Origin of the sequence: Caulobacter sp. 602-1, assembly GCF_003931565.1 — a bacterium.
GTDB lineage: Bacteria > Pseudomonadota > Alphaproteobacteria > Caulobacterales > Caulobacteraceae > Caulobacter.
Genome location: NZ_RRYI01000002.1, coordinates 237,988 through 251,688, shown reverse-complemented (window position 1 = coordinate 251,688; position 13,701 = coordinate 237,988). Strand labels below are relative to the sequence as shown.

The window sequence follows — 13,701 nt, the reverse complement described above, 5'->3', positions numbered from 1 at the left end:
GGATCCCGCTCTGGGGATGATCGAGGACAGGTTGTGACCGCTTCGAAAGCCAAGCAAACGCGACCGGAAAAGGTCGCTCTGATGCGCGCCTATGTGCCGATCGTCAGCGGCTACTTGTTCGCGACCTCGATCTACTATGCGCTCATCAGCGTCTCTCACCCCTTCTACGAGACCGGCCTGGCGCTCGTCGTCCTGGAAGGTCTGTCCGTCGCCGCCGGTCTCTACGCCGTGTGCGCCTGGGTCCTGCTGCGCCGGGGCCGGATCACGGGCCTGCCGCTTGAGGCGCTGACCCTGGGCATGAACGCCCTCTTCTTGATCAACACCGTGGCCTACCAGACCCTGCACTTCGAGGCGCAGAAGCTGGTCTATTTCGTGCTGATGGCCCTGGTCTTCGCGACCTCCGCGCCTAGCCGGCGTGTCGCGATGATCAGCGCGACCGCCGCGATCACCGGGCTCCTGTGGATGACCCGCCATGTCCCGCCGGAGAGCGTCGATCAGTTCCTCTATGTCGGCGTGGCCGGGGCCTTCGCGGCGGCCGGCATGTCGACCCTGATGCGCGGCGTCGTCGGCCGCGAAGTGCGCGCGCGCCTGGCCAGCGAGACCCTGACCGCCGAGCTGCAGCGCGAGCTGACCGAGAACCGCCGCCTGAGGACCGAAGCCCAGGCGCTGGCCTTGGCCGCCGAGACCGCCAATCGCGCCAAGACCGAATTCCTGGCCACCATGAGCCACGAGATCCGCACCCCGCTGAACGGCGTGCTGGGCATGGCCCAGATCATGGGCGCCGGCGACCTCTCGCCCGACCAGCGCCAACGCCTGGAGACCATCACCGCCTCGGGCCAGTCGCTGCTGGGCGTGATCAACGCCATCCTCGACATCTCCAAGATCGAGGCTGGCAAGATGGACATCCAGCCCGCTCCGTTCGACCTCTGCGCCCAGCTCAACGCGCTGCGCCAGCTCTATGGCGGCCTGGCGCGCGACAAGGACCTGGCGTTCAGTCTGGAGGTCGCGCCTGACGCTGGCGGCTGGCGCCTGGGCGACGCCGAGCGCCTGCGCCAGGTGCTGTCGAACCTGATCTCCAACGCCGTCAAATTCACCGAGGCCGGCGCGGTGCGGGTCATTGTCGAGGGCGACGCCACGACGCTGACCGCGCGCGTGATCGACACCGGTGTCGGCATCCCCGAGGACCAGCGCGACCGTCTCTTCACCAAGTTCGCCCAGTTGGACAGCTCCAGCACCCGCCAGGCCGGCGGCTCGGGCCTGGGCCTGGCGATCTGCAAGACCCTGACCGAACTGATGGGCGGCGCGATCGCCTTCTCGGCTCCAGCCGAAGGCGGCGCCTGCTTCACCCTTGTCCTGCCGATGGCCAAGGCCGCTCCCGTTCCGACCCTCGACATCGCCACGCCCGAGCTCGAAGACAAGGCTGGCGCGCCGCGAATTCTGGTCGTTGACGACAACCAGACGAACCGCGCCGTGCTGCTGACCCTGCTGAGCCATCTGGGCGTCGACGGCCACTTCGCCGTGGACGGCCGCGACGCGGTGGCGATGTGGGAAACCGACCGCTGGGACGCGATCCTGATGGACGTGCACATGCCGGTCATGGACGGCGTCGAGGCCAGCAAGGCCATCCGCGAGGGCGAGCGCAGGACGGGTCGGCCTCGCACCCCGATCATCGCCGTGACCGCCAGCGTGCTGACCCATGAGCGGACGCTCTACGCCGACGCCGGCATGGACGCCATGGTGCCCAAGCCGGTCGAAGTTCCGCGCCTGGTCGAGGCCCTGGCCCGGGCTCTGGAGATCACGGAGGTCGACGAGACCGAAGGACGCGGGGCGGCCTGAGCTTGCTGAAGAGCGGATACGAAAAAGGGACGCCGCCGGCGTCCCCTTCGTCGTTCCAAAGGTCTGTGAGCGATCAGCCCTTGCGCGAGCGCGTGGCCTTGCCCTTGCGGCCGCCCTGGCCCAGACCAAGAGCCTTGGCCATCGCCGAACGGGCCTCGCTATAGGCGGGCGCCGTGGTCGGGTAGTCGTTCGGCAGACCCCACTTGGCCTTATACTCGGCGACGGTCATGCCGTGGGTCGTGAGGTGGCGCTTCAGAGTCTTGTAGGGCTTGCCGTCTTCGAAGCTGATCAGAGCCTCCGGCGTAATGCTCTTGCGGATCTGAGCCGGCGTCGCCTTGGTCACGGCCTCGACCGTGGGCGCCGGCGGCGCGCCAATACCGGCCAGAGCATCGTGCGTAGCACGGATCAACGCTGGAAGTTCGGAAACCGGCGTAACGTTATTGGCCACATAGTTGGCCACGATCTCGGCGGTGAGCTCGATTAGGGTCGCTTTATCTTCCACGATCACAACTCCATTCCCCTTTGGTCCGCAATTACACGGTCGCCTGAGAAAAACAAGTAGTTTGCCGGTTATTTGTCAGCCAATTCGTGAATTACCGTAACAATTCACTGTCGTTGAGCGGGCTCAGCAGCGCTAATTTTCGCCAACTATAACGGTGACATCGCCGATATCAGGCATCGATTCGAAAGCTAAACCCCAGGGTGCAGCCCTCTATCTCGCAACTGCGAACTCAACTTGCATGAGTTCTGACATCCTCGGGGCCAATACCGCGACATGCTGCGTGCTCAACGCTCGAAGCGGCGCCGATTGCCCCTCGCGGCCCGAGAACAGCGGCGGGCCGACATGATCATTGCGCGAATGGACTTGCCAATCGATTGTATTCACGCCGCCGTCGACCTCGCCCCCTCGACGACCAGGCCGCGGGCCTCGCGAAATCTCGCGGAGACCGCCACGCGGGCGACAGCGACCGGCGCACGCATCCGGCGCGGGAACGCGTGCAAGAGCTGAAGATCAGCTCGACTAGTGATGGAAGGAAGTGGCTGGGGAACTAGGACTCGAACCTAGAATGACGGTACCAAAAACCGCAGTGTTACCATTACACCATTCCCCAGCAGGAACGGCGAAACCCCTCGGGGCTCGGCGAGGCGGTGGAAATAGCTCACGACTCGGACGGATGCAACAGGCCATTTCAGAACTTTTTTCGGGTCCTCGCGCGAACCTCGAAAAAGGCGCTTGCGCCCTCCGAAACCGACCCCTATAAGGCCGGCCTCCAAGTCGGAGTGTGGCTCAGTCTGGTAGAGCACTGCGTTCGGGACGCAGGGGTCGCAGGTTCAAATCCTGCCACTCCGACCATTTTCTCCCCGCCAACCAGAGGCGGGAAAACAGCCCAAAATTCATAAGTTTAGGCGTCGCGAGAGCGGCGCCTGACTTGCGACTCGCCAGAACCGGGGCGCGTTGCGCGCTGTTCATTTGGTCGCAACCCGAACAGCGGTTAGCTTGTCGCCGGTTTCGCTCACAGGACCTCCGATGAAGCAGTTCTTCCTGACCGTCGCCGGCGTCTTCGTCGGTCTTCTGCTGTTCGTGGTCGGCGTCCCCTTCCTGCTCATCGTGATGGCCGCCGGCGCGGCCCGGCCCGCCCCCGTTCCCACCCACACCGTGCTGCAGTTGGACCTGCGCGGCGGCCTGTCGGACCAGGCGCCTCAGAACCCCTTCGCCGCGTTCGGCGGCGGCGGGAGTTCGGTGATGTCGATCATCGAGACGTTGCGGCGCGCCGAGAAGGACGACAAGGTCCAGGCCATCCTGGTGCGCCTGCCCGAGGGCGGCATGGCTCCGGCGGCCGCCGACGAGCTGCGCCTGGCGTTCAAGCACTTCCGCGAGACCGGCAAGAAGCCGATCTACGCCCACAGCCAGGGGCTCTATCCGTCCGGCATGGTCACCTCGACCTACATGCTGGGCGCGGCCTCCAGCGAGTTCTGGATGCAGCCCGACTCCAGCTTCCAGGCGGTCGGCGTTTCGTCGGAGGCGATGTTCTTCAAGCGCTTCTTCGACAAATACGGCGTCAAGGCCGAGTACGAGCAACGCTACGAGTACAAGAACGCGGTGAACCCCTATCTCTACAGCGACTATACCCCGGCTCACCGGGAATCGACGCTGTCATGGATGGGCTCGGTCTATCGCACGGCTCTGACCAGCGCTGCGATCGACCGCAAGCGCGATCCGGTCGCCCTGACCAGGACCCTTGAGGCGGGGCCGTACAGCGCCCAGGAAGCGCAGGGCAAGGGCCTGATCGACAAGGTCGGCCAGGTCAGCGACATCCAGGCCTTCGCCCTCGACAAGGCCGGCAAGGGGGCGAAACTTGTCGATTTCGACGACTACGCGGCCCGTTCCAAGCCGCCGACCGTCAAGACCGGCCCGGCCATCGCCGTGATCGGCGCCGAGGGCGCGATCGTCACGGGCGCCGACGGTGGCGGCTCGCCGTTCAGCGGCGACGGCAACGTCTATTCCGACACCGTGGCCCAGGCCTTCAAGACGGCGATCGACGACAAGGACGTCAAGGCGATCGTGTTCCGCGTGTCCTCGCCCGGCGGTTCGGACACCGCCTCGGAGCAGATCCTGGCGTCGGTCAGGGCGGCCAAGACGGCCGGCAAGCCGGTGGTGGTCAGCATGGGGACCTATGCGGCCTCGGGCGGCTACTGGATCTCCAGCCAGGCCAATTCGATCGTCGCCCAACCCTCGACCCTGACCGGCTCGATCGGCGTCTATGGCGGCAAGTTCGCCCTGGGCGACGCCCTCGCCCGGTTCGGCGTCGACACCAAGCCCCTGCATGTCGGCGGCGACTATTCGCAGGCCTTCGGCGCGGGCGAAGGCTTCACGCCCGAGCAGCGCGCCAAGTTCTCCGGCTGGATGGACCGCATCTATGCCGGTTTCGTCGCCCGCGTGGCCGAGGGCCGTCACCTGCCGCCCGAGCGCGTGCGCGAGATCGCCAAGGGCCGCGTCTGGACCGGCGAGCAGGCCAAGCAGCTGGGCCTGGTCGACGAGCTGGGCGGCTTCTACGACGCGGTCGACAAGGCCAAGGCCCTGGCCAAGCTGAAGGACGATGTGCGCCTCAAGCGCATGGATGGCGGCAAGTCGCCGTTCGAGGCCTTCGAGCGCTTCCTGGGCGTCAGCGAGACCTCGGCCAAGACCCTGGCGGCCGCCGCCTGGGTGCTGGGCGATCCGCGCTCCCAGGCGATCCTGGACGAGATGGCCAAGGCCCGCCTGCGGGCCGCGCCGGGCGGGGCGTCGGTGCTGGCGGACACGCCGGTGCGGTAAACCTTCCTACAGATTGAAGCATGAAGCCCCGGCGCGGCGCGCGTCGGGGCTTTTTGTTTACGTGGGTGCAAGGCGCCCAAGGCCGCCCTAGGGGTCGTCGCGGCCCCTTCCCTCCGTCTTGCGGGGAGAGGGGGACCAGCGAGGCGGGTGGGTGGGGCTTTCACGGCCGCCAGGCGTCAGACATCCCTCAACGTCCCCCACCCACCCCGCAAGGGGGAAGGAAAATAGCCCCCAACACGCCAAAGCCGCCGACCTCACGGCCGGCGGCCCAGGACACCGCCCAAAAGAAAACGCCGGTGCTTTCGCACCGGCGTTCCCCATCGATAGCCGAAGCTGTCGATTAGAAGGAGTAGCGAACGCCCAGATAGGCGCGACGCGACGAGACCCAGCCGTTGGCCTGTTCGAAGCCATACTGGCCGCTGCCGGCGCGGTTGGCGACAACGCCGGTCGGCGACTGCTTGTCCAGGATGTTGAAGACGTCGAGGAAGAACTCGGCCTCGCCGACCGGGAGCTTCTGGACGTACTTCAGGCGCGCATCCAGGGTGTAGTAGGACGGGTTCTTGCCCGAACCCACGAAGCCCGGCAGCACGTAGGTGTCGTTGATGCCGCCCACCGGGCGGACGTCACCCATCGGCGGCAGATAGCGGCTCGAGACGACGTCGGCCGGCGTGTAGTACGAGCCGCTGTTCCAGTTGAACACGCTCGAGACCTGCAGGCCGAACGGGAAGTCGTACGAACCGTAGGCCTTGACCTGGTGCTTGATGTTGCCGGCCTGGCGACCCCAGATGTTCGGCGCGCGCGGATCCAGGGCGAGCCAGTCGCCTTGGAAGTCGGCGTTGCCGTCCGAGTTCGAGTTACCGTACGCCTTGTTGTGGGTGTACGACAGCTGACCGAACCAGTTGGTGGTCTTGTACTTGGTCAGGACGAACTCGTAGCCGGTGTACTCACGCTTGCCGCCGGCCAGGGTGCCGATCACGTAGTTCGTGGTCGGAGCCGAGCTGAAGCCGAAGTACGAGTACGGCAGGTAGAGCGGCGAGCCTGGGAAGGCGATGCCGGGCACCGGCGTGACGCCGTCATCCGGGTCGACCGGCGCGCCATCGGCGGCTGTCGCGTTCGGATTCGAATACAGCGTCAGATCATAGTCTTCCATGATGTCTTTGCTGATCCGGCGCGTCACCGTCGCCGAGAAGCCGATGCTCGAACCGATCGTGGTCGAGGCGCCGATCATGAACTCGTCCGTGTACGGCGTCTTGGTGCTCGGCGCGAACTGCGCGTCGCCCGGGCCGCGGGTACGGAACGTGATCCACTCGTTGCCCACGCGGATCTGCTCGTTGTTCACCGGACCGGTCAGCGCACCAGCGAAGTCGCTCATGTCGTTACGGATCGGGTCGTAGTAGCGGCCGACATAGGCGAAGACCTTGGTGCGGCCGTTGCCGAACACGTCGTAGGTCGTGCTGACCCGCGGCGCGATATCCCAGTCGAACTTGGCGATCCGGCTGCCGTCCGAGGCGAAGTGACGCCACTTTTCAGCGCGCAAGCCGGCGTTCACGGTGAGGCGATCGATCGTCCAGGTATCCTGGAGGTACAGGGTCTCACCCTTGCTCGACACGGTGTACGGAGCATCGGCCGCGCGGACCGAACGGTAGACGTTGACGTTGCCGTACGGGTTGCCGGCGGTGCTGTTGAACACCAGGGCGTTCAGTTCGGTCTGGGAGATCGAGCCGTTACCGTTGGTGTCCAGCAGCGCCTTGGCGCTGGCGCTGGCGTTCAGAGCCGGCAGAATGAAGCCAGCGGTGTCCGTCGAGGCGATAGCGCGAGCGGTCCAGCCCGAGCCGATGTACTGGCCGTAGGTGGTGCCCAGATACTGCTTGTCGATCGAAGCGTAGGTCACGCCGCCCGGGACCGAGTCGGTCTGGAAGTAGGTGTTGTCGGTGTTGACGTAACCACCCTTGAAGGTGTGCGTGCCCAGCTTGGTGTCGAGGAAGTACTCGAAGTTCAGGCCGTATTCCTTGCGGTCACGGTGCTCTTCGAAGTTGATGCCGCGACCACCCAGCGAGCGCTGTTGGAGGGTGGATTGGGCGGTCGTGCGGAAGGTGACGTTGTCGCGGATGGTGCTGTCGACGGCGATGTCGGTCAGTTCCGACTTGTGCTTGAACGCATAGGCGTTCACGCGCAGGTCGTTCCAGGTGTGGGTGTAGTCAACCTTGTAGTTATCGCCGCCTTGCTTGCGGCTATAGTCACGGTTGTTGAGGATCGTGGCGTCACGCTGGCCGCTGAGCTTGGTCGGATCGTTGAAGAACGTCCCCGTCAGACGGTCGTTGTCGGTGATCTGCCAGGTGCCCTTGAAGAAGGCGTACTTCTCGTTGCGCGACACGTTGCGGATCGTAGCGCCGGTCGTAGCGTTGAGCACTTCGTCTTCGCGGTGCTTCTTCTGGTACGAACCGAAGACCCACAGCTTGTCCTTGATGATGGGGCCGCCGAGGGTGAAGGCCGTGTCGTAGGTCTTGTAGCCGCCCGAGGTCGAGTGCTTGTCCTTGGCGACCAGGCTGTCGTTCTGCAGGTAGTAGTTGACCGAGCCGTGCCACTCGTTCGAACCCGACTTGGTCACGACGCGCGAAACCAGACCCGAACCGCCAGCGTATTCAGCCGGCACGCCGCCGACGATCACTTGCTGTTCCTGGATGATTTCCGAGTTGAAGTTGGCGCCGAAGGTGCCGGTGACCGGGTCGGTCACGTCGACGCCGTCGAGGTAGTACAGGTTGTCCGACGAGCTGCCGATGGCGCCGCCGACGTCCGAGTAGTTGACGCCCGAACGCGAAGACGGGTTGCCGCCGGACGAGGGCTTCACGCCCGGAACCAGCTGCAGGTAGCTCTGGTAGTTGCGGCCGGTGGGGAGCGATTCCACCGTCTGCAGGGTCAGGGTGGTGCCGACGGTGGCCGAGGTGACGTCGACGGCGGCCAGCGAACGGCCGGTGATGACGACTTCTTCGATCGTGTTGCCTTCGGCGGCCAGCGCGTAGCCGACCGACAGGTCCTTACCCGAAACGACGGCGACGTGGTCGGCGCTGAAGTTGCTGTAGCCACCGGCCGAGATGGTCACGGTGTAGTTGGTCGACGGATCCAGGCCGCCGACGCGGACGCGGCCTTCGGCGTCCGTCGTGGCCGTCTTCGGGCTGAGCGAGTCCGGCGACTTGATGACGACCGTGGCGCCCGCGAGCGGGGCGCCGTTCGGGCCCGTGACGGCGACGCGCAGGGCGCCGGTTTGCGACTGGGCCATGGCGACCCCGGTGACGCAAACGCTCAGCGCAATGCCAAGCGCGACGCGGCTCACGCCCTTCGCGAGGCGCGCGCGTGCGCTACCTTTGTTGAATTCCATGTTTTTCAAATCCCCTCTGAGCGTGGCGCGGGCGGCAAGTCGGACAGAACCCCTCTAGAAACTTTGTCCGACCTGGAGCGGAAAACCGCCTAACGGCGCCACGAGATCACTGGTGTCCCGGAAAACATTTCTCCGGTTGTACCGACGTTAGGGGGGCGCGCCGCCGAGGGTCAATTGTCATTGCAAAATTGTAATTCACATCGCGCCTCCCTGTCGCAAAATCGCCACAGGGTCGCCGCTTTTCCAGAGACCGTTGCTCAGCTGGAGTACCGAAGGCTCGGAAGCGCGCGCAATATCTTCGCCAGGCTTTTGTTTTAACGAGGTTATTCTAACCTCAAGGAACGCCGTTCAAGCCGTTATCGTTTCGAAGAAAATCCAGCGAGAAAATTACCGGCCATAATTGACAGACAGAAAATCATGCCCAGGACAACGCGGTTCTGCACAAATCTCTTTTGAGAGTGAGGCAAAGAGCGACACAAACTCTTCACATATGCCGGCTTAGCGCGCACCGTGACCGACGGCGCTGACCATTGCCTAGGCGCCCGTCGCCCACGAAGATGCCGGGGCGGCGGAGCACGCCGCGCGACATGAGCTCCAAAGACCCATGAGTGAATTTCGACGCGTCACCGACTCCCTTTCGGTCAGCCCGCAAGTGACCGAGGCCGACATGGCCCGCGCCGCGGCGCAGGGATTCGTTCTGGTGATCAACAATCGTCCCGATGGCGAGGACCCCAGCCAACCGTCGAGCGCGGCGATCGAGGCTGCGGCGCGGGCGGCGGGGATGGATTATCTGCATGTGCCGGTGCGGGGCGGCCCGACCCAGGAGCAGGTGGACGCCGTTCGCGCGGCGACGCAAGGCGCCGGCGGACCGGTGCTAGCCTTCTGCCGCTCGGGCACACGCTCGATCGTCACCTGGTCGATCGGCCAGGCCCTGGCGGGCGAGGACCGCGAGACCCTAGTCAACCAGGGTCGTGAAGCCGGTTACGACCTGTCGGGCGTGTTGCCCGCTTAAGCCCGGCTAGAAAGCGGCCGACTCGCGGGCCGCCATCGGCGTCGGTTCGGGCTGGCAACTGGCCAGAACGAACTGCGCCAGGATGATACACAGAATGGCGAAGGCCGCGCGCTGGAGCCGTTTTGAGACAAAAATCGCCGCGTCCGCCGTCATGGCCGATCCCTCCAGGGTTACTGGAAGCTTAAAGCGCAAGACCGGCGCCGCCGCCGCGTCCCAGGAGCGAACCGATGATCCCCTTCGTCCGCGAACTGGAATTCGAATACGGCCGCTGTGACCAGGTCTCGCCGCTGATCCGGCGGGTGATCGCCTCCAATCCCGGTCCGTTTACCTATACCGGCACCGGCGTCTATATCGTCGGGCGGGGCGAGGTGGCGGTGATCGATCCCGGCCCGGACATCCCCGAACACTTCGAGGCTCTAAAGGCCGCCTTGGCGGGTGAACGGGTGAGCCACGTGCTGGTCACCCATCATCACCTGGACCACTCTCCCCTCGCCCATCCGCTGGCGGAGGCGTTCGGCGCCAAGGTTCACGGCCTGCCCGCCCCCGCCGACCACGGCGAGGCGGCGTCTCCGGGGCTCGAGGAAGGCGCCGACCGGCGCTTCAGGCCCGATGTCACCCTGGCCGACGGCGACTTGCTTTCGGGGCCGGGCTGGACCCTGGAGGCCGTGACCACGCCCGGTCACACCTCCAACCACATCTGCTTCGCCCTGAAGGAAGAGAACGCCCTGTTCTGCGGCGACCACATCATGGGCTGGTCAACCACGGTGATCACTCCGCCCGACGGCGACATGGGCGACTATTTCGCCAGCCTGGCCAAGGTGCGGGCGCGGAACTTCGACGTCCTGTGGCCCACCCACGGCGCGCCGGTCCGCGAGGTCGCCCCCTTTATCGACGCCTATGTCGCCCACCGCCGGGGCCGCGAGGCGCAGATCCTGGAAGCCTTGGGCGCGGGCTTCACGACCATCAAGGCGATGGTCCCCAGCCTCTACGCGACCGTGGATCCGCGACTGCACCCGGCGGCGGCCCACTCGGTCTTCGCGCACATGATCCAGTTGGTCCGCGAGGGGCGGGTCGTAACGCCAGGCGAGCCAGGGTTGGAGTCGGAATATCGGCTCGCCTGAGACGGAATGGCCTACTCCCCCCGCACCGCGCTCATCAGCGCGCCGATCCGGGCGCAGTTGCGGCCTTGGTCAGGGCCCGCGTCGCGGCCGATCGAGCGCATGTCGAGGCGCGAACCCTGGGCGTCCGGACGCACTCGCACCACCAGGTCGTCGGTCAGGCCATACCAGAAGCTGCTGCCCGTGGCCTCCAGCCGGCCGTCCATCGGGTCGTCGGTGACCAGGGTCATGCCGGACGCCAGAACGGCGGCCTTGACCGACTCGTAGACGTCGCCTGGCGCGCGTGCGCTGACCAGCGGACGGGCGACCGGGCAGGTCTCGGCGTTGATCTCGGCCACGCGACGCCCGGCATAGGCGGCCGAGCCCACCGGCAGGCTGGGGTCGTCGTCAACCACCACGGCCGAACCGCCCCGGGCGGCCATGGCCGCATCCGAGAAGCCCAGCGGCGTCTTCCAGTCGGTGGCCACGTCATGAATCGGCGGCGACTGGCCGCCCAGCGCCTTCGCCGCGAACATCGCCCCGAAGGTGGCGGCGGTAATCACCAGGGCCAGCGCCGCGCCCTTCCACAGGCGGGCGAAGCCGGCGCTGAGCGCGATGACCAGGCCGATCAGTCCAGTGGCGACGCTGATGAAGGCCAGCCGCGGCGCCCAGTCCAGGGTCATCGATGTGTAGCCCAGCGGCAGCGGGATCATGCCCAGCTTGACGCCGAGCGCGCCGCCGCCAGCCAGGATGGCCGGCGCCAGGGCGATCAACAGGGCCAGGTCCAGATAGAGCGACGCCCAGCGCGGCGGCTTGCCGGAGACCTTGTCCGTCGTCGCGACCTTGGCGGCTTTCTTGCCCTTGCCGCGCTTGCCCGGCGTGATCGGCATGGCGAACGGCAGGGCTTCGCCGGCGTCGGCGAGCACGGGCTTGGGCGCCTCCGCCTGATCCGGATCGCGCAGACGCAGCGGCGGCTCCGGCTCGACCTTGACCTCGACCGGCTCGGGTTCCGACGCGGCAACCGCGGCCTGGGCCTCGGGCGCCGAGGGGTTCTCGGCGACGGCGGCGGCGATGGCTGTGGCCTCGGCGATGATCGCGTCGGTCGCCGAGACCTGCTGGACTTCCGGCTCCGGGGTCGGGTCGGCGACCACCTCAGGCTCAGGCTCCGGCTCCGGCTCCGGCTCCGGCTCCGGCGCGATGGCTTCGGCCTCGACCTCCTCGGCGGGCTCGGGCGCATAGATCACCGCCGCGTGGCCGCCGTCGGCGGCGGCCAGGGTCGGCGCGGGCTCCGGCGGAGGCGGAGGGGGCGCGGGCGAAGGCTGCACCGGGGTCTCCGGCAGCGTGTAGCCCTCGTCCTGCAGACGCTTGCGGATCACCTTCTTGTCGATCTTGCCGGTCGCGCCCAGCGGGATGTCGTCGACGAACAGCACGTCGTCCGGCATCCACCACTTGGCGATCTTGCCCTGGAGGTAGTCGATGAACTCCTCCTTGGTGGCCGTCTCATCCGGCTTCAGCTTGACCAGCAGCACCGGCCGCTCGTCCCACTTGGAGTGCGGCATGCCGACCACCGCGGCCAGGGCGGCCTTGGGGTGGCCCACGGCGATGTTCTCGATCTCGATCGTGCTGATCCACTCGCCGCCGGACTTCACGACGTCCTTGGCGCGATCGGTGATCTGCATGAAGCCGTGCTCGTCGATCGTGGCGATGTCGCCGGTGTCGAAGAAGCCGTCCTCGTCCAGGATCTTGCCGCCGGCGCCCCGGAAGTACTCCGCCGCGATGATCGGGCCACGAATCTTCAGATGGCCGAAGGCCTTGCCGTCATGCGGCAGGAGCTTGCCGTCGTCGTCGGTCAGGCGCAGCTCCACGCCCAGCGGCGGCCGGCCCTGCTTCAGGCGGTAGGGCATCTGCTGGTCGTAGGGCAGCTTTTCCAGTTCGTCGGTCATCACCGACAGGGTTCCGACCGGCGAGGTCTCGGTCATGCCCCAGGCGTGGACCACCTCGACGTCGTACGTTTCCTGGAAGGCGCGGATGATGCTCTCCGGACAGGCCGCGCCGCCGATCACCACCTTCTTCAGCACCGGCAACCTGGCGCCCGTAGCCTCCAGATGCTGCAGCAGCATCTGCCAGACCGTGGGCACGGCGGCCGAGAAGGTCACGCCCTCGGTGTCCAGGAGCTCGAAGATCGAGGCGCCGTCCATCTTGGGACCCGGCATGACAATCTTAGCGCCCGCGCCCGGGGCCGAGAACGCCACGCCCCAGGCGTTGGCGTGGAACATCGGCACCACCGGCAGGATCACGTCCTTCTGCGACAGGCCCATCACGTCCGGCTGCAGGGTGATCAGGGTGTGCAGGAAGTTCGAGCGGTGCGAGTACATCACCCCCTTGGGATCGCCCGTCGTGCCCGAGGTGTAGCAGAGGCCCGCCGCCGTCCCCTCGTCGAAGCCGCCCCACGCGCATTCGGCGCCGTGCTGCTCCATCAGGTCTTCATAGGCGATCAGGCCCTTGAAGTGCGGGGCGTCGCCGGCCAGCGGGAAGTCGGCCGGCATGTGGCCGCGATCGGTGAACACCACCACGTGCTCGACGTGCGGCAGCCGCGGCAGGATCGCGGCGATGATCGGCAGGAAGGTCAGGTCGGTGAAGATCAGCCGATCGCCGGCGTGGTCGGCGATCCAGGCGATCTGCTCGGGGAACAGGCGCGGGTTCAGGGTGTGGCAGACCGCCCCGATGCCCATGACGCCATACCAGGCCTCCATGTGGCGGCCGGTGTTCCAGGCCAGGGTGCCGACGCGGTCGCCCGGCTTGATCCCCAAGGCCAGCAACGCGTTCGAAACCCGCTTGGCGCGATCGCGGATCTCGCGATAGGTCGTGCGCACGATCGGCCCCTCGACCGAACGACTGACCACCTCGCGCCCGCCGTGCCACTGGGCGGCGTGATCGATGATCTTGTCCAGGGTCAGGGCCCCGTGCTGCATCAATCCCTGCATCCGAACGCTACGCTCCCATCGCTTATCGTTGTTCACGCAAGGCTATCGTTGTGCGGCGCAACACGCAACGCGCCGCGCCCTTC

Annotated in this window: 8 protein-coding genes and 2 tRNA genes; 5 read left to right on the top strand and 5 right to left on the bottom strand. The window is 66.4% G+C overall.

From position 1 onward, the window contains the following. The first annotated feature begins 33 nt into the window (after positions 1 to 33). Complete coding sequence (locus EIK80_RS05985) at positions 34 to 1,836, top strand: ATP-binding protein (protein ID WP_125156070.1); 1,803 nt, start codon at positions 34 to 36, stop codon at positions 1,834 to 1,836. A gap of 73 nt (positions 1,837 to 1,909) precedes the next feature. On the opposite strand, the gene EIK80_RS05980 is transcribed toward EIK80_RS05985, so the two are convergent. Then, a complete protein-coding gene (locus tag EIK80_RS05980) occupies positions 1,910 to 2,338 on the bottom strand; it encodes a MucR family transcriptional regulator (RefSeq protein ID WP_125156069.1) in 429 nt (142 codons plus the stop codon). 536 nt (positions 2,339 to 2,874) lie between these two features. Next, a tRNA-Gln gene (locus EIK80_RS05975) sits at positions 2,875 to 2,948 on the bottom strand. Between the two features lie 165 nt (positions 2,949 to 3,113). Between EIK80_RS05975 and EIK80_RS05970 the strand changes: the two genes are divergently transcribed. Together EIK80_RS05970 and sppA are read left to right on the top strand one after the other, a co-directional pair. After that, positions 3,114 to 3,190, top strand: a tRNA-Pro gene (locus EIK80_RS05970). 174 nt (positions 3,191 to 3,364) lie between these two features. Continuing rightward, on the top strand, positions 3,365 to 5,149 hold the full coding sequence (sppA, locus tag EIK80_RS05965; protein ID WP_125156068.1) for a signal peptide peptidase SppA: 1,785 nt from the start codon (positions 3,365 to 3,367) through the stop codon (positions 5,147 to 5,149). Positions 5,150 to 5,489: 340 nt separating this feature from the next. Here the strand turns inward: sppA and EIK80_RS05960 are convergent, their stop codons facing one another. Further along, a complete protein-coding gene (locus tag EIK80_RS05960; RefSeq protein ID WP_233586456.1) occupies positions 5,490 to 8,426 on the bottom strand; it encodes a TonB-dependent receptor in 2,937 nt (978 codons plus the stop codon). 703 nt (positions 8,427 to 9,129) lie between these two features. Here EIK80_RS05960 and EIK80_RS05955 point away from each other — a divergent pair. Next, positions 9,130 to 9,537, top strand: a complete 408-nt coding sequence (locus EIK80_RS05955; RefSeq protein ID WP_125156066.1) for a TIGR01244 family sulfur transferase — start codon at positions 9,130 to 9,132, stop codon at positions 9,535 to 9,537. 6 nt (positions 9,538 to 9,543) lie between these two features. On the opposite strand, the gene EIK80_RS05950 is transcribed toward EIK80_RS05955, so the two are convergent. Beyond that, entirely contained in the window at positions 9,544 to 9,690 is a 147-nt protein-coding gene (locus EIK80_RS05950) for a hypothetical protein (protein WP_125156065.1), read from the bottom strand. A 74-nt stretch (positions 9,691 to 9,764) separates the two neighbouring features. Here EIK80_RS05950 and EIK80_RS05945 point away from each other — a divergent pair, with 74 nt between their 5' ends. Continuing rightward, entirely contained in the window at positions 9,765 to 10,658 is an 894-nt protein-coding gene (locus EIK80_RS05945) for an MBL fold metallo-hydrolase (protein WP_125156064.1), read from the top strand. Between the two features lie 11 nt (positions 10,659 to 10,669). On the opposite strand, the gene EIK80_RS05940 is transcribed toward EIK80_RS05945, so the two are convergent. Then, on the bottom strand, positions 10,670 to 13,618 hold the full coding sequence (locus tag EIK80_RS05940; RefSeq protein ID WP_125156063.1) for a long-chain-fatty-acid--CoA ligase: 2,949 nt from the start codon (positions 13,616 to 13,618) through the stop codon (positions 10,670 to 10,672). Positions 13,619 to 13,701: the final 83 nt, after the last annotated feature.